This is a genomic window from Stenotrophomonas sp. YJH_SMC_105-26 (genome assembly GCF_059368915.1).
Map to the genome: position 1 here is coordinate 1,428,618 of NZ_JCAFSD010000001.1, position 16,504 is coordinate 1,445,121.

Consider the following 16,504-nt stretch of genomic DNA (forward strand, 5'->3'; position numbering starts at 1 on the left):
GCGGCCGGCACTACCGGATTCCTGCGCGGGCTGTCCCCTTCACCCCACACCCGCAATAATGGTCGGAGACCCTTCCGCCGAGCCTGCATGTCCGCCCGACAATCCCGCCTCAGCCGCCTGTGGGCCCACGAGAAGGCCAGTTACGGCCTGCGGGTGTTCATCGCCCTGACCGCGGCGCTGGCGGTGTGCTGGCAGCTGGATGCACTGACCGCCCTGCCCGGCGTGTTCCTCGGCATCATCGCCAGTGCCATCGCCGAAACCGATGACAACTGGTGGGGCCGGACCAAGGCGGTGGCGCTGTCGCTGCTGTGCTTCTGCATTGCCGCAGCATCGGTGATCTGGCTGTTCCCGTGGCCGTGGATCTTCATCGGCGCGCTGGCGCTGTCCACCTTCGGCCTGACCCTGCTCGGCGCGCTCGGCGAGCGCTATGCGTCCATTGCCCAGGCCACGGTGACGCTGGCGATCTACACCATGATCGGCCTGGAACAGCACGGTGCCAGCGACCTGCACAGTGCGCTGGAAGCGGTCAGCCACCTGCTGGCCGGTGCGGTCTGGTACGGCCTGCTGTCGATCCTGTGGACCGCGCTGTTCGCCAACCGGCCGGTCCGCGAGCGGGTGGCGCGACTGTACGTTGAGCTGGGCCGCTACCTGCAGCTGAAGGCCGCGCTGTTCGAGCCGGTGCGCGAAGCCGACCTGCAACGTCGCCAGCTCGACCTGGCCGAACAGAACCGCCGCGTGGTCGGCGCGCTGAACGAGGCCAAGACCGCGATCCTGGCCCGCTTCGGCCGCTCCGGCCGACCCGGCGTGAACTCCGGCCTTTACCTGCGCCTGTACTACATGGCGCAGGATTTCCACGAGCGCGCCAGTTCCTCGCATTACCCGTACGGCGCGCTGGTGGACGCGTTCTTCCACAGCGACGTGCTGTACCGCTGCCAGCGCCTGCTTGACCTGCAGGGACAGGCCTGTGCCCGCCTGGGCGAGGCAATCCGGCTGCGCCGTCCGTTCGTGTACGGCGAAGGCAACCAGCAGGCCGGGCGCGACCTGGCCGATGCGCTGGCCTACCTGCGCGACCAGCAGCGGCCGCAATGGCAGCGCCTGCTGGGCTCGCTGGACCTGCTGGTGCACAACCTGCGCAGCATCGAACGGCGCCTGCTGGATGCCGAGCGCTCCGAAGCCAGCCTGGACAACGTCGATACCCGCCTGCGCGACAGCAACCCACACACCCTGCGCGAGATGGGCGTGCGCATCCGCCAGCAGCTTACGCCCGGCTCGGTGCTGTTCCGGCATGGGCTGCGCATGGCGCTGGCGCTGATTGCCGGCTTTGCAGCGATCCGCCTGTTCAATGCGCAGAACGGTTCGTGGGTACTGCTGACCATCGTGTTCGTGTGCCGGCCCAACTTCGGCGCCACCCGCCAACGCCTGGCCCAGCGCATCGTCGGCACCCTGGCCGGACTGGTGCTGACCTGGGCGCTGCTGCAGCTGTTCCCGCAGCTGCACGTGCAGCTGCTGATCGCCTTGCTCTCTGCACTTCTGTTCTTCTTCACCCGCACCGACCGCTACCTGGTGGCGTCGGCGGCGATCACGGTGATGGCGCTGACCTGCTTCAACCTGATCGGCGACGGCTTCGTGCTGATCGTGCCGCGCATGGTCGATACGGTGCTGGGTTGCGCGATCGCAGCGGCGGCCGCGTTCCTGGTCCTGCCCGACTGGCAGGGCCGGCAGCTGCATCTCGTCCTGGCACGCGTGCTGGACACTGCGGCTCGCTACCTGGATTCGGTGCTGGGCCAGTACCGCAGCGGCATGCGCGACGACCTGGCCTACCGCATCGCGCGGCGCGACATGCACAACGCCGATGCCGCGCTGTCCACCGCACTGTCGAACATGCTGCGTGAGCCCGGCCATGTGCGCCGCAATCTGGATGCCGGCTTCCACTTCCTGGCGCTGTCCAACACACTGCTGGGACACCTGTCGGCGCTGGGCGCGCATCGCGACCAGGTGGACAGCTATGCGGGCGACCCGCTTGCATTGGCGGCCGGCGAGCGCGTGCGCAAGGCACTGCAGCAACTGGCCTCGGCGCTGACCGCACGGCAACCGGTCGCCGACGATGACAACGACGCCGACCGCGCGGTGGCCGCCGAGCTGGAGCAGATCGACGAGGCGATGCCGCCGAAACTGCAGCTGATCCGCACGCAGATGGCGCTGGTACTGCGAATGCTGCCGAAGGTGCGGGCAGCGGCCAATGAAGCGGTGACCAGCCTGACCTGACTCCTCATCGCTGATCGGAGATCCCACCCACGCGTGGCATGGGTCAATTGCGCCGTGTGCAACGGCGCGTCGCGCGTGGCGCTGCGGTTCGATCACGCGGCCGCGCGGATACTGGGCAATCCCCCCCGCTCCGGACTATCGCCATGAAAATCGAGCTCAGTGGCCGCACCGCGCTGGTCACCGCCTCCACCGCCGGCATCGGCCGGGCCATCGCCCAAGGACTGGCCAGCGCTGGTGCGCGTGTCATTCTCAATGGCCGCAGCACCGACAGCGTCGAGCGCGCCCGCCGGCACCTGCTCGCCACCGTGCCGGGAGCCGACGTGCTCGGCCTCGCCGCCGATCTCTCTGATGCAGCCGGTGTCGAAACACTGTTGGCCGGCCTGCCCAAGGTCGACATCCTGGTCAACAACGCCGGCATCTTCGGCCCACAGGACTTCTTCGAGACCGATGACGCGACCTGGGAGCGCTACTGGCAGACCAACGTGATGTCCGGCGTGCGCCTGTCGCGTGCGCTGCTACCGGCAATGGTCGATGCCGGCTGGGGCCGCGTGCTGTTCATTTCCTCCGAATCAGCGCGCAACATTCCCGCCGACATGATCCATTACGGGGTCAGCAAGACCGCGCAGCTGTCGTTGTCGCGCGGCCTGGCCAAGCGCGTGGCCGGCAGTGGCGTCACCGTCAACGCGGTGCTGCCCGGCCCGACCCTCTCCGATGGTTTTGCGGCGATGTTCGAGGATGAACGCCAGCGCAGCGGCAAGCCGCTGGAGCAGATCGGCCGTGAGTTCGTGATGGCGCACCGGCCGTCCTCGGTGATCCAGCGCACCGCCACGGTCGAGGAAGTGGCCAACATGGTGGTGTACCTGGCCTCGCCGCAGGCATCGGCAACCTCGGGTGCGGCGCTGCGCGTGGATGGCGGCGTGGTCGACGATATCGTCTGAGAGTGCTGGCAGGTGTGCGGACCAACGGTCCGCACCCACAGGTCCGCACCCACAGCAGAGGGGAAGGAATGCTAGGCTGCGCCGGTCAAGGAGGTTCCATGTCCGGTCACAACCAGTTCGCCCTGCTGCGCCAGCGCCGTTTCCTGCCGTTCTTCGTGGTCCAGGCGCTCGGTGCGTTCAACGACAACGTGTACCGGCAGGCGATCATCAGCATGTTGCTGTTCATGGCTGTGCCGGAGGAAGAACTGGGGTTGTACGCCACCCTGGCACCGGCCATCTTCATCCTGCCATATTTCCTGTTCTCGGCGCTGGCCGGGCAGATCGCCGACAAACTGGAAAAATCGCGACTGATCGTGATCACCACCACCATGGAGATCGTGATCATGTCGCTGGCGGCCACCGGCTTCCTCACCCAGAGCCTGCCGGTGCTGCTGGTCGCGCTGTTCTGCACCGGCATGCAGTCCACCCTGTTCGGCCCGGTGAAGTACTCAGTGCTGCCGTCGGTGCTCAGGCCAGAAGAGCTGACCGGCGGCAACGGCCTGGTCGAGATGGGCACCTCGATGTCGATCCTCTCCGGCATGATCGTCGGCGGCCTGGTGTTCACCGTGGCTGGCAGTCACGGCACGGTGGTGGCCGCGTGCGCGATCATCGCCCTGGCGATCTGCGGCAACATCGCCGCCCGCCTGATTCCCAAGGTCGATGCCGGCGACCCGAATCTGAAGATCAACTGGAACCCGTTGCCGGAATCGCTGGCGGTGCTGCGCATGGCGCGCCAGCAGAAAGCCGTACGCAACTCGATCCTGGGCGTGTCCTGGTTCTGGTTCGTCGGCACCGTGCTGACCTCGCAGTTGCCGGCCTATGCGGTGACCAACCTGGGCGGCCAGCCGACCCTGTACATCTTCGCGCTGGCCCTGTTCTCGGTGGGCACCGGCGTCGGCTCGCTGCTGTGCGAGAAGCTGTCAGCACGTACGGTGGAAATCGGCCTGGTACCGCTGGGCGCGTTCGGCATGACCGCGTTCCTGCTCGACCTGTACTTCGCCCGCAGCGGCGAAGCGACAGTGCACGGGCTGACCATCGGGCCGTTCCTGCAGCAGCCCGGCAGCATCCGCATCGTCATCGACCTGATCGGCATCGGCCTGTTCACCGGCATCTTCGTGGTGCCGCTGTTCGCACTGATCCAGAGCCGCACGCCGAAGGCGCAGATGTCGCGCGTGTTCGCCGCACTGAACATCCAGAACTCGGGCTTCATCGTCGCTGCGGCGCTGCTGTCGCTGGCCGCCCACAAGCTGCTGCACTGGACCATTCCGCAGCAGTTCCTGGCGCTGGCCATCGCCAACGCGCTGGTGGCGATCTACATCTTCACCATCGTCCCCGAATTCCTGATGCGCTTCCTCAGCTGGCTGATGGTGCGCACCCTGTACCGGCTGCGCCCGCACGGCATCGAGGCCAACGTGCCGGACGAAGGCGCCGCACTGCTGGTCTGCAACCACGTCAGCTACATGGACGCGCTGATCCTGTCGGCGACCATCCCGCGCCCGGTGCGCTTCGTCATGTACTACAGGATCTTCAACATCCCGGTGATGCGCTGGATCTTCCGGACCGCCAAGGCGATCCCGATTGCCGGGGCGCGCGAAGACCCGGCGCTGATGCAGCGTGCGTTCGATGAGATCGACGCGGCGCTGGCCGAAGGCGAACTGGTCTGCATCTTCCCCGAGGGCGCGCTGACCCGCGACGGGCAGATGGCGCCGTTCAAGTCCGGCGTCGAGAAGATCCTCGAGCGGCGGCCGGTGCCGGTGGTGCCGATGGCGCTGCGCGGCATGTGGTCGAGCATGTGGAGCCGCCGCGACAGCCGCCTTGGCCGCATGCGGGTGCCGCGTCGTTTCCGCGCCACGGTCGAGGTGGTGGCGGCACCGGCCGTGGATGGCCGCACCACCAGCGCCCCGGTGCTGGAGGCCCAGGTGCGGGCCCTGCGTGGTGATCACGCCTGATCGACCGCACGGACACGGGTAGACCGTCCCAGCGACAAGCCCCCATCCTCGCCCTCCGATGCATCGCAGAGGTCCGTCAGATGCGTCAGATCAAGGGCCATACCGGCCAGTATCTGACTGTAACCGCATACATGCAGCGCGGGTTGAGGTAGATTACGCACCCACAGGGGGGAGGTTCGGCCGTTTCATCATGGCCGGCCACCAAGGAATGGAGTCTTGCTTTGAATCAACCGCCACCGCTCAGCCGTCCGGTCTACATCCCCAACCATCTGGTCTGGGCGATCCTGACGACGCTGTTCTGCTGCCTGCCGTTGGGCGTGGTGTCGATCGTCTATGCCTCCCAGGTCGATGGCCGCCGCGCCGCCGGCGACCTGCCGGGGGCCTACAGTGCGTCGCGCAAGGCGGGCTGGTGGGCGGTGGCTTCGGCCGTGGCCCTGCCGGTCCTGTTGCTGTTGTGGTTCGGGCTGTTCGGCGGCTTGGCCGTACTGGGCGCTCTTTCCGACCAATGATTCACCACCACCACCCATCAAGGAGCTTGAACCCATGAACACCGCCACTCCGCAGGTCCCGAACAATCTGGTCTGGGCCATCCTGAGCACCCTGTTCTGCTGCCTGCCGGCCGGCATCGTGTCGATCGTCTACGCCGCGCAGGTCAACGGCAAGCTGGCCGCTGGCGACATCGCCGGTGCTCAGGACTCCGCCGCCAAGGCCAAGAAGTGGGCGATCTGGTCGGCCATCGCCGCCGTCGTGGTCGGCGTGCTGTACGGCATCCTGATCGTCGCTGTCGGCGGCATGGGTGCAATGAACAACAGCGGCTACTGATCCGCGTGGACGGATCCGGCGCCCGCGCCGGATCCGTTGCTGCAATGTCCGCACTTCCCGCCCGCTCCCGATTCGCCCGCTGGGCACCGCTGCTGGCCGCCACCGGCCTGGCCGCCGGTGCCGCGGTGGTGCTGCGCAACGTCAATCCGTATGTCGCCGGCAATCCTTTGCCGAGCTGCCCGCTGTACGCGCTGACCGGCCTGTACTGCCCGGGCTGTGGCAGCACCCGCTGCCTGTATTCACTGGTCCATTTCGACCTGCCCGGCGCGATGGCGATGAACCCGCTGCTGGTCATCAGCCTGCCGTTCCTGCTGCTGATGCTGCTGAACGTCGCCGGCATCCGGCCGCGCGTGCTCGACCCGCTCATGCGGGTACTGGCCAATCCAACGTTCTGGCTCTGGGTGCTGCCCGGGTATGCGCTGCTGCGCAACCTGCCGTGGGCGCCCTTCACTGCACTGGCACCGATCTAGGTTTCCAGCCAACGGCCGCAGCCCCTCGTGGTGGGCGGCGTTTGAAGGCAGAAGCCCTGGGGTTGGCCGGACGGGATGGGTTTGCGGGGGACGCCGTGAATCCGTCCGTGGAGGCTTGGCCGCGGCATCCATGCCGCGGACACCCCCGCAAACCCATCCCGCCCGACCACGGACAGTTTCCGTGTGCGTCCACCACGGAAAAGAAAGAGAAGATCAAAAGCAGAAGCGGATCGCTTCGCTGCGCTCGCTCGGAGCCGAGCATGGCTCGGCTCTACAGAACGTCAGTGCGCGGAAAACTGTCGAAGGCGGGGTGGGTCGGATGGCGGGGGTGTGAGCCGCATGGATGCGGCGACCAAGCCTCCATGGACGGATTCACGGCGTCCCCCGCCATCCGCCCCACCCCGCCGACCCGCTGCAATCCTGCCGTTGCAGTTGCTGTCGACTCTGCAGGTGCAGGGCTGCAAGCCCTGCAAAACAACTACGTCACCCAGCCTGCAATCACCAGCAGGGCGAGGACCGCCAGCCACAGCAGCAGCATCCGCCACACCAGGCTCATCGCATCACGCAGGTCCGGCAACCGCTGCCACACCGGCAGCAACCCTGCCTCGGTGTAATCGTGCGCATCCTCACGCAGCTCGGCGTTGACGCTGGCCCGCGCCACCGCGCCAAGGAACCCGATGTTGCCGGCCAGGCGTTCGCCATGGGCCTGGCGCCAGGCCTTCCACGCCGTATCGAAATTGCCCACCAGCGCCATCGAGAAGGCCATCAGCTGCGCCACCGGCCACTCGATCCAGCCCAGCAGGCGCTGCGCCAGCGCCAGCGGCTCCACCGGCACGCGTGCGCGCATCGGGCTCTCCGCCATCAGCGCCAGCAGCCGGTAACCGAGCGCGCCAGCCGGGCCCAGCAACAGGAACCAGAACAGCACCGCGAACCAGCGCCGCAGTGCGTTGAGCACCGTCGCCTCGACCAGTGACGGAATGTCCTCGCGCAGGCTGCCGCCGGCCGACTGCAGGTTGCGCACTGCAGCCTGCCGCGTCGCCGCATCATCGGCATCGATAATGGCCTCGATATCGCGGTCCAGGTCACGCGGGCCCCAGCACCAGGCCAGCACCGCCACGCCCAGCAGCAGCGACGGCAGGCCGAACAGCACCCCGCGCAACAGCCACGCCAGCAGCACCATCAGCAACAGCGGCGGCAGCAGTGCCAAGGCAACGCCGGCCGGTCCCTGCCAGGCCTTGCCACCACGCGCATCCAGCCAGCCCAGCCAACGCCGGAAACCGTCGAAACGGCGCAGCGAGGCAGCAGCGGCCGGAGCAACATGGCCCAGGGCCAGTGCCACCAGCACGGCGGCCAGAGTGGTGAACATGGCAGGTCTCCCTACGAAACAGAACGCTCGGCGCCGCTACCTTACCTGTCGCAGCGGCGCCCTCCGCGATGACCCGCACTGTAACCCGGGCCGTGTTCAGGTGGCGGCAATGCAATCGCCCCAGCCGGCCCGGCTCAGCCCTTCTGCTGCCGGTACCAATGCTCGATCAGGCCGCGCGAAATCGAGATCGGCGGCGACAGGCGGATACCCTGGCCATCGTCCTCCACGTCGCGCGCCAGTGCCGCGCCGACCTCGTCGGCACTGAACCAGCGCGCGTCTTCCAGCTCACCGTCCACGGTCGGCAGGTCATCCTGCGCCTGTGCGCGGAAGCCAACCATCAGCGCACCCGGGAATGGCCAGGGCTGCGAACCGAGGTACTGGCAGGCCGTCACGCGCACCTTGCTCTCTTCATGGACTTCGCGCACCACGGTCTGCTCGAAGGTCTCGCCGGGTTCGACGAAGCCGGCCAGCACCGAGTAGCGACGCGGGGCCCAGTTCGACTGCCGGCCCAGCAGCAGCCGGCCCTGGTTTTCCACGGCGACGATCACCGCCGGGTCGACACGCGGGTAGTGTTCGGTGGAACACTGCCCGCAGCGGCCGACGAAGCCACCACGGGCAAACGCCACGGCGCCGCCGCACACGCCGCAGAAGCGGGTGCGCGAGTGCCAGTACGACATGCCGCGGGCATAGCTGAAGGCGGTCGCATCGGCCATCGACCACAGCAGCGCGGCCTGGCGCAGATCAAGCCGGCGTGGTGCGCTGATGGTGACGTTGGTGGCTTCAACCGAGAACCACGCCTGCTCTCCGCGCAGGCCGAGGAAGATCGCGGCACCCGGGCCGCCGCCGATGTCGGCGCCGGTCAGCGCCAGTGGCTGATCGTCATCGCCGGTGAAGGCGCTGCCGTCCTGATCGAGCACGAGAATGCGCGCGCCCGGCCACAGGCGCGCCAGTGCATCGGCATCTTCGCGCAGGGCATCGGCGCGCTCCAGCGGTTCACCCACGAAGGCGAAACCGGAAAGCGGCGAAGGAGTATTGGGCATCCTGCAAGCGTGCCGCCAATCGATGCGGGTGGCAAGGTCGGCGCTGTGCGCAATCTGCCGTTGTGGATGCAGGAAGGATCATCCACGCATGGCGTGGATCTACCCGCTCTGGCAGGTGCCAACCCTGGTTGGCACATTCCGGCCACAGGCCTCTTACATGCTGAAGCTGCTGCCGCAGCCGCAGGTGGTCTTTGCGTTCGGGTTGCGGATCACGAACTGGGCACCGGTCAGGCTCTCGGTGTAGTCCACCTCGGCGCCCATCAGGTACTGCAGGCTCAGCGGGTCGACCAGCAGGGTCACCCCGCTGGTCTGTACCGCCAGGTCATCCTCGGCACGGTTCTCGTCGAACTCGAACCCGTACTGGAAGCCCGAACAGCCGCCGCCCTCGATGTACACACGCAGGGCCAGGTCGGGGTTGCCCTCTTCCTGGATCAGGGATTTGACCTTGGCGGCCGCCGACTCGGTGAAGTTCAGCGGGCGCTCCAGCGATTGGTAATCGGGCGCGGCAACCGGGGTGGCGCCGGGCAGGGAGACTAGCGTGCTCATGGTGCCAGCATGGGGGTGCCGGGGATGGCTTTCAAGCCATCGCCTCGGCCAGCTTGCGGCGTGCGGCGGTGTCGCCCTTGCTGCCATTGGCCTCATCGCCTTCCGGCGCCGGCAGGGCCGCCATCGGGGCGCTGGCATGGATCAGGCGGCCGTTCAGCTGGGCGCCCGCATTCATCTCCACCATCTGGTAATGGACGTTGCCATTGACCCGTGCGCTGGGGGTCAGCTCGACCTTCTCGGTGGCGTGTACATCGCCGTCCAGACGGCCGCTGATGACCACCACCTGGGCCCGGATCTCACCCTCGATCACGCCATGCTCGGCGACCGTCAGGGTCGCGCCGCTGGCGCCTTCGGTGGCGATCACCTTGCCGTGGATGCGACCTTCCACATACAGGCCACCACTGAATTCCACATCACCGCGGATCACCACCTGGTTGCCGATCAGGGCATCCACCACCAGCTGGCCTTCACGGTTGGATTTGCTGCTTCCGAACATCTGCCTACTCCCCTTTGCTGGCCGGCGCACCGGCCTGTTTCCAGTCGAATACCTGGGTGGTACCCCCCGTACCACTCCCCAATGTCACCCGCACGCGTTGCGGGGTGAAGTCAGCCGGCAGCATCACGCTGCCGGTGAGCTGCTGGAAGTACCGGAACGAGTAATCCTGTCCCGGCACCTTGCTGCGCTGGTGCAGATCATCCCAGCTGATCGTGGCCAGCTTGCCGTTCTTCACGCCTTCCACGGTGAAGCGCATCTGCCCCTGGCTGATGGCGCCGCGGTTGAGGTTCTGGGTCAGCACGGCGGTGTACTGCCAGGTGCCGGCCGCTTCCGGGCTGAACTCGATCGAATGGGTGTTCAGGCCCTTGCGCTGGCTGGTCGAACCCACCAGGCGCTCATAGAAGGCAACGTCGGCGCGCAGGCCGGCGATTTCCTCATCGCGCTCGGCCAGCGAGGACTGCACCTCGTTATTGGCGGCGCGGCTGATGCGGTCGGAGGCTTCCAGCGTGGCCTGCTTCTGGCGCAGCTCGGTCAGCTGCGCCTGCAGCGTCTCGGCGCGCTTCTCGGCAGCCTGCAGGCGCTGGCCCTGGACATCGCGTGGCGTGGCCATCCAGCAGCCACCCAGCACCGCCAGCACCAGGCTGAGCAGCCAGATGCCGCCGATCACCAGCAGGCGGCGACGGTCGGCCGGCGGTTGCGGCGCGCCGGGCAGGCGTACCTGCACGCGCATGGGAGGACGGTTGGTCATGGGTGGTTTCCGGGGTATCGCGAGGGCGACACCGGTACGGCCCCTGTGGCAAACGACGGGCTAGTGTATGACAGGACGGGTGGGTTTCCTGCGCCGTGGCCGGCCACGGTCTGTGGCGTTCAGGCATGCCATCGTCGATAGTGTGGTCCCCTGCACAGTTCCGTCGCCGGAGCATCGCCATGACCGAAGCCCACCTGTTCGTGATCGGCATCCTGCTGGCCTGGCTGGCCGGCATCCGCGTCTACCTCACCGTGTTCGGCGTCGGCCTTGCCGGCCTGCTCGGCTGGGTCGACCTGCCGCCCGCTCTGCAGGCCACCGAATCCTGGTGGGTGCTGGGCACGTCGGCGGCGCTGGCCATCGCCGAGTTCTTCGCCGACAAGATTCCCGGCGTGGACTCGGTCTGGGACCTGGTGCAGACGCTCGCACGCGTGCCGGCCGGCGCGTTCCTCGCAGCGGCTACCCTGTCGCCGGACGGTCAGCTCGGCGCCGGCGCACTCGCCGCCGGTGCCGGCGTCGCCCTCGCCAGCCACGGCCTGAAGGCCGGTACCCGCGCGCTGCTCAATACCTCGCCGGAACCGGCCAGCAACTGGGTCGCCTCCGCCGCCGAGGACACCGTGGTAGTCGGTGGCCTGGCGCTGGCCCTGGCACACCCGTGGATCGCGCTGGTGGTGGTGCTGGCCTGCAGCCTGGCCGGCGCGCTGCTGGTGTGGCTGGTCTGGCGCGCGCTGTGGAAGGGCGTGCGCTGGCTGGCGCGCGGTGCATCGGCAGCACCGCCGGGGCACAGCAGTACCGGTTGAGCACCGGGCTTGTCGCATAATGGACGCGAACACCAGGAGCACCGATGGCCGCAAACGAATCCCCCGCGGGCGCCCGCCCGGGACGCGCTGAAACCCCTCCGGCCGATCATTGGCAGCGCTGGGCGCCCGAGGCGGCAGGCCCCGCTGTGGCCGCACCGACGGTTGCGACCCCGCCGCCCATCGCGACCGATGCCCCGGCGCCGGTCAACAGCGCACCGCCGCCGCTGCCCGGCCCGATCGCGCTGGCCGAAGCCGGCAACAACGATCTGGCCCCGCCGCCCTCGGACTCGCCCTACCGCGTGCTGATCGTTGAAGACGATCGCGCCCAGGCGCTGTTCGCGCAGAGCGTGCTGCACGGCGCCGGCATGCAGGCGATCGTGCACAGCGATGCCGATGCCGCGCTGCAGGCGATCAAGGAGCACCGCCCCGACCTGATCCTGATGGATCTGCACCTGCCCGGGCTGGACGGCATGCGCCTGACCGCGCTGATCCGCCAGCAGCCCGGCCTGCAGCTGCTGCCGATCGTGTTCCTCAGCGGCGATCCGGATCCAGAGCGCCAGTTCGAAGTGCTCGACAGCGGCGCCGACGACTACCTGAGCAAGCCGATCCGGCCGCGCCACCTGATCGCAGCGGTGGCCAACCGCATCCGCCGCGCACGTGCCCAGGCCGCGACCCTGCCGGGCGCCACCGGCGCACCGGCCACCAGCAATCCGGAAACCGGCCTGCCGACGCGCCACCATGTGCTGCAGCAGCTCAACACCGCACTCGCCCACCGCGACCGGGGCGGCGTGTTCTTCATCGAAGTGGCCAGTGCGCTGGGCCTGCGCGAACGCTATGGCTATGCCGCGTTTGAACGGCTGATGGTGCAGGCCGGGCAGCGCCTGGCCGAAGCCGGCCATCCGCACCTGCTGGCGCGGCTGAACGACAACAGCTTCCTGCTGCTGGCCCGCAACGCCGACGAGGACGCCCTCGAAGGCATCGCCGCGAGCCTGCGCGAGCAGCTGTCGGCCCGCGCCTTCGTGATCCGCGACGACGAATCCGTGCATCTGCGCGGCGTGGTCGGCTATGCGCCGCTGTCGCCGGGCTTCGAGGATGCCAGCAGTGCGCTGGAAGCGGTTGAGCGCACCACCCTGCAGGCGCGCCTGCTCAGCGCCGGCGTGGCGGGCCATGTGCATCGCCAGGCGGTCACCGAACAGGAACACCTGGCGCTGCTGGAGGGCCAGCTGGAACTGGCCTACCAGCCGATCGTCGCCGTGGCAGGCGGCAACACCGCGCAATACCAGTTGCTGCTGCGCCTGCGCCAGGCCGATGGCACGGTGCTGGCGGCCGGCCAGGTGATCCCCGCCGCGGAAGCCGCCGGGCGCATCGCCGACCTCGACCAGCAGGTGATGGACCACGCACTGGGCCTGCTGGATCTGTACCGGCACGCAACGCAGCCGCTGAGCCTGTTCGTCTCGCAGTCGCTGCGCACCCTGCAGCGCGATGCCTTCGCCGACTGGCTGCTGGAATCACTGCAGCAGCGTGACCTGCCTGGCAGTGCGCTGGTGATCGACGTGCGCCTGCCCGACGCACTGATCCACACCGTGCCGCTGCAGCAGTTCTGCCAGCGCATGGCCAGCGCAGGGGTGCGCTTCTGCCTGAGCCAGTTCGAACCCAGCGGCGAGGCCGATGCACTGCTGACCCAGCTGCCGCTGTCGTTCGTGCGCATGGCTGCGCGCTTCTCCAGCAGCCATTCCAATCCGGCCACGCGCGAGGCGCTGCGCAAGACGATCGAACAGGCCCATGCCGCAGGACTGCAGATCATCGGCCAGCAGATCGAGGATCCGCAGGCTGCAGCGGCGATGTGGGTAGGCGGCGTCGACTACATCCAAGGCAACATGGTGCAGTCGGCCGGCAGCGACCTGAACTTCGACTTCCACAACGCGGTGCTCTGACGTGCCGCTGTGGGGCGTGCTGCTGGTTGCCCTTGCTGCGGCCGCCATCGCGCTGCTGCTGTTGGGCCTGCGCCTGCGCGCGCGCAACCATGCGCTGGCCCAGCTGCAGCGCACGCACAGTGCGCTGGCCGCCGAACGCGACCAGCTTCGCCATACTACCGAACGCCAGGGCCAGCTGGAGCAACAGCTGCTGCAGGCCAAGCAGGCCGCCGAGGCGGCCGTGCTGGCCAAGGGCGAGTTCCTGGCCACGATGAGCCACGAGATCCGCACCCCGCTCAACGGCATCCTGCCGATGCTGGAGCTGATCGCACGCGGGCCGCTGGGCGAAGACCAGCGGCAGATGCTGGCCACCGCCTCGGCCAGTTCGCAACAGCTGCTGCGCATCGTCGACGACATCCTCGACTACTCCCGGCTGGAAGCGCAGGCGCTGGAACTGGAGATCACCAGCTTCAACCTGCGCGACCTGCTCGATGGCGTGGTACAGCTGATGCAGCGGGCCGCCGACGCCAAGGGCCTAGCCCTGGGCCTGCAACTGGATCCATCGGTGCGCCTGCCGGTGCGCGGCGACCCGGTGCGCCTGCGCCAGGTGCTGAGCAACCTGCTGGCCAACGCCATCAAGTTCACCGCCCGCGGCCAGGTGCAGCTGCGCGTGCTGCGCCTGGGTGAAAGTGCCGCGCAGCACCAGCTGCGCTTCGAGATCATCGATACCGGCATCGGCATCGACGACGCGCTGCAGGCACGCCTGTTCCAGTCCTTCAGCCAGGCCGACGCATCCACCACCCGCATCTATGGCGGCACCGGCCTGGGCCTGGCCATCTGCAAGCGCATCATCGACCTGATGCACGGGCACATCGGCGTGCACTCCACGCCGGGCCAGGGCGCAACCTTCTGGTTCGAGATCCCGCTGCTGAAGGTCGCTGGCGACCTGCCGGCGATGGCGCGCGCACCGGCACCGCTGCTGCTGTTCAGTGCCGATGCAACGCTGCAGGCACGTATCGAGCGCATCGCCGCCCACCATGGGCTGCAGGTGCAGGTGCTGGCACAGCTGGATGCCGTGGTCGAGCGCCTGCGCGCTCCCGCGCGACCCGGACAACCGGCACCGGCATGGCTGCTGGTCGATGCCCGCGCACGCCGCAACGGTGAGGCCACGCTGCAGCTGGCGCTGAGTGAACGTGGTGACGACGATGCGCTGCAGGTGCTGTGGCTGCAGGAGGGCGCACTTCCACAACGCCAGCGCCAGCGCCAGCTGCCCCCGCACTTCGACGATGCGGCCCTGCATGCACTGCTGGCTGCACCGGTCGCCCCCGCCCGCCCCGCTGCGCTGCTGGCCAGCGCGGACAACGAGCAACCGGCTGCCACGCTGCCGCCGTTGCATCTGCGTGTGCTGCTGGTGGAGGACAATACGGTCAACCGGATGGTCGCCGAACAACTGCTGCGCGTGTTCCAGTGCGAAGTGCGCAACGCCGCCGATGGCGAGCAGGCGCTGGCCGCCCTCCGCGAAGGCGGCGTGGACATCGTGTTGATGGATTGCCAGATGCCGGTGCTGGACGGCTACGCCGCCACGCGCCGCTGGCGCGCCGAAGAAGTGGAGACCGGGCGCGCCCGCCTGCCGATCATCGCCATGACCGCCAACGCCATGGCCGGTGACCGCGAGCGCTGCCTGCAGGCGGGCATGGACGATTACCTGTCCAAGCCGATCGCGCGCGCCACGCTGCATGCGCTGCTGCTGCGTTGGGGTGGCGGCAAAGCTGCATCACCTGGACAATTTTCTGTGGAGCCGTCTGTAGAGCCGAGCCATGCTCGGCTGACGGCCAGTGGCACTCCCACTCCATCAGCCGAGCATGGCTCGGCTCTACAGGAGACGACAAGCCAAGCCGCGCCGAAACCGGTGATCGACCGCGACGTGCTGGATGAACTGCACACCGTGATCGGCGACGCTGCCACCCAGATCGTCATGGTCTTTCTTGAAGATGCGCCGGTGATGGTGCAGCAGTTGCAGCTGGCCGCGCAGAACGGCGATGAGCTGCGCTTGCAGGCCACAGCGCACAGCCTGAAGTCATCGAGTGCAAACGTCGGCGCATTGTCGCTGTCGGCGATCGCGCAGCGGATCGAGCACGAAGCCCGTAGTGGCAGCCTGCAGCGCCCCGCGGTGGCGGTGGCGCTGCTGGTTGCGGAATTCGCCCGGGCGCGCGTTGCACTGACGGGCTACCTGGCACAGCACCGCGCCGGCCAGGGCGGCTGACTCACTCTTCCAGCTTGCTCAGCAGGTACTTCGGCTCGCCGATACGCTCGATCAGGTCCAGCTGGGTCTCCAGCCAGTCGATGTGCTCCTCTTCCGAATCGAGGATCTTCACGAACAGCTGGCGGCTGACGTAGTCGCCAACCGAATCGGAATAGGCCACGGCCTCGCGCAGGGTGACCACGCCATCGCGTTCCAGCGACAGGTCGCACTGCAGGATCTCGGTCGGGTTCTCGCCGATGCGCAGCTTGCCCAACGCCTGGAAATTCGGCAGGCCTTCAAGGAACAGGATGCGGTCGGCGAGCATGTCGGCATGCTTCATCTCGTCGATCGATTCCTTGTACTCGTGTTCGGCCAGTTCCTTGATGCCCCAGTTCTTCAGCATCTTGGCGTGCAGGAAGTACTGGTTGATCGCGGTCAGCTCGTTGTAGAGGACCTTGTTGAGGAATTCGATGACCTTGGTGTCGCCCTTCATGGGGGTGCTCCTGCACGCTGAAAACGCAGGCACTTTAACGCCTCGCGTGCGCTCGTGAAGGAACGCGAATCGTGTGCATTGGCCTGCGAGGCCGAAGGTGAAGGATGCGAAAGCGCGGCGTCAACGCGCCGCGAAAAGGCGATCAGGCGACCTGCGCCAGGCCCAATACCGGCAGCGGCAGATCGTGGGTCGCACGTGCCTTGGCCAGCAGGTCGCCGGCCATGTCCAGGCAGGAACCGCAGGTGGCACCACAACCGGTACGCATGGTCAGTTCGGCCACCGTGCTGACGCCATGGCTGGCGGCTTCGCGGATCTGGTGGTCGGTGACTCCGTTGCAGATGCAGACGTACACAGGCGTGAACCGGGCTGACAGGCCACAA

Annotated in this window: 16 protein-coding genes; 9 read left to right on the forward strand and 7 right to left on the reverse strand. The window is 67.9% G+C overall.

Annotated features, from left to right (window positions below):
* Positions 1-87: 87 nt before the first annotated feature.
* The 6 genes from yccS to AC5P7F_RS06545 all read left to right on the forward strand — a co-directional run bounded on the left by yccS (position 88) and on the right by AC5P7F_RS06545 (position 6,483).
* On the forward strand, positions 88-2,265 hold the full coding sequence (gene yccS / locus AC5P7F_RS06520) for a YccS family putative transporter (RefSeq protein WP_164077917.1): 2,178 nt from the start codon (positions 88-90) through the stop codon (positions 2,263-2,265).
* Between the two features lie 143 nt (positions 2,266-2,408).
* Complete coding sequence (locus tag AC5P7F_RS06525) at positions 2,409-3,203, forward strand: SDR family NAD(P)-dependent oxidoreductase (protein ID WP_049440057.1); 795 nt, start codon at positions 2,409-2,411, stop codon at positions 3,201-3,203.
* Between the two features lie 98 nt (positions 3,204-3,301).
* Positions 3,302-5,191 (forward strand): MFS transporter, encoded by a 1,890-nt coding sequence (locus AC5P7F_RS06530; RefSeq protein WP_014648652.1) that lies wholly within the window; start codon positions 3,302-3,304, stop codon positions 5,189-5,191.
* A 221-nt stretch (positions 5,192-5,412) separates the two neighbouring features.
* Positions 5,413-5,700, forward strand: coding sequence for a CD225/dispanin family protein (locus tag AC5P7F_RS06535; RefSeq protein ID WP_005419784.1), 288 nt, complete (start codon positions 5,413-5,415; stop codon positions 5,698-5,700).
* 34 nt (positions 5,701-5,734) lie between these two features.
* Positions 5,735-6,013, forward strand: a complete 279-nt coding sequence (locus AC5P7F_RS06540; RefSeq protein ID WP_014648653.1) for a CD225/dispanin family protein — start codon at positions 5,735-5,737, stop codon at positions 6,011-6,013.
* Between the two features lie 44 nt (positions 6,014-6,057).
* The gene (locus AC5P7F_RS06545) at positions 6,058-6,483 is read left to right on the forward strand and encodes a DUF2752 domain-containing protein (protein WP_014038725.1); all 426 of its coding nucleotides are present in this window, start codon (positions 6,058-6,060) and stop codon (positions 6,481-6,483) included.
* 478 nt (positions 6,484-6,961) lie between these two features.
* On the opposite strand, the gene ampE is transcribed toward AC5P7F_RS06545, so the two are convergent.
* The 5 genes from ampE to AC5P7F_RS06570 all read right to left on the reverse strand — a co-directional run bounded on the left by ampE (position 6,962) and on the right by AC5P7F_RS06570 (position 10,679).
* A complete protein-coding gene (gene ampE / locus AC5P7F_RS06550; protein WP_014648654.1) occupies positions 6,962-7,849 on the reverse strand; it encodes a regulatory signaling modulator protein AmpE in 888 nt (295 codons plus the stop codon).
* 134 nt (positions 7,850-7,983) lie between these two features.
* A complete protein-coding gene (nudC, locus tag AC5P7F_RS06555) occupies positions 7,984-8,889 on the reverse strand; it encodes an NAD(+) diphosphatase (protein ID WP_014648655.1) in 906 nt (301 codons plus the stop codon).
* A 153-nt stretch (positions 8,890-9,042) separates the two neighbouring features.
* A complete protein-coding gene (gene erpA / locus AC5P7F_RS06560) occupies positions 9,043-9,435 on the reverse strand; it encodes an iron-sulfur cluster insertion protein ErpA (protein WP_005419789.1) in 393 nt (130 codons plus the stop codon).
* Positions 9,436-9,466: 31 nt separating this feature from the next.
* Positions 9,467-9,931 carry a polymer-forming cytoskeletal protein gene (locus AC5P7F_RS06565; RefSeq protein WP_164077913.1) on the reverse strand — a complete coding sequence of 155 codons (465 nt, stop codon included), beginning with the start codon at positions 9,929-9,931 and terminating at the stop codon, positions 9,467-9,469.
* A gap of 4 nt (positions 9,932-9,935) precedes the next feature.
* Positions 9,936-10,679: a DUF6776 family protein gene (locus AC5P7F_RS06570; protein ID WP_164077912.1), complete on the reverse strand. Its 744-nt coding sequence runs from the start codon at positions 10,677-10,679 to the stop codon at positions 9,936-9,938.
* A gap of 179 nt (positions 10,680-10,858) precedes the next feature.
* Between AC5P7F_RS06570 and AC5P7F_RS06575 the strand changes: the two genes are divergently transcribed.
* Genes AC5P7F_RS06575 through AC5P7F_RS06585 form a run of 3 tightly spaced genes read left to right on the forward strand, consistent with a single transcriptional unit; the run spans position 10,859 to position 15,652 of the window.
* Positions 10,859-11,476, forward strand: a complete 618-nt coding sequence (locus AC5P7F_RS06575) for a DUF4126 domain-containing protein (RefSeq protein ID WP_014648657.1) — start codon at positions 10,859-10,861, stop codon at positions 11,474-11,476.
* Positions 11,477-11,520: 44 nt separating this feature from the next.
* Entirely contained in the window at positions 11,521-13,410 is a 1,890-nt protein-coding gene (locus tag AC5P7F_RS06580; RefSeq protein WP_164077911.1) for an EAL domain-containing protein, read from the forward strand.
* A gap of 1 nt (position 13,411) precedes the next feature.
* Positions 13,412-15,652, forward strand: a complete 2,241-nt coding sequence (locus AC5P7F_RS06585) for an ATP-binding protein (protein WP_142235101.1) — start codon at positions 13,412-13,414, stop codon at positions 15,650-15,652.
* A 1-nt stretch (position 15,653) separates the two neighbouring features.
* On the opposite strand, the gene bfr is transcribed toward AC5P7F_RS06585, so the two are convergent.
* Positions 15,654-16,124, reverse strand: a complete 471-nt coding sequence (bfr, locus tag AC5P7F_RS06590) for a bacterioferritin (RefSeq protein WP_005419804.1) — start codon at positions 16,122-16,124, stop codon at positions 15,654-15,656.
* A 142-nt stretch (positions 16,125-16,266) separates the two neighbouring features.
* Entirely contained in the window at positions 16,267-16,476 is a 210-nt protein-coding gene (locus tag AC5P7F_RS06595; RefSeq protein ID WP_005411309.1) for a (2Fe-2S)-binding protein, read from the reverse strand.
* Positions 16,477-16,504 lie beyond the last annotated feature (28 nt).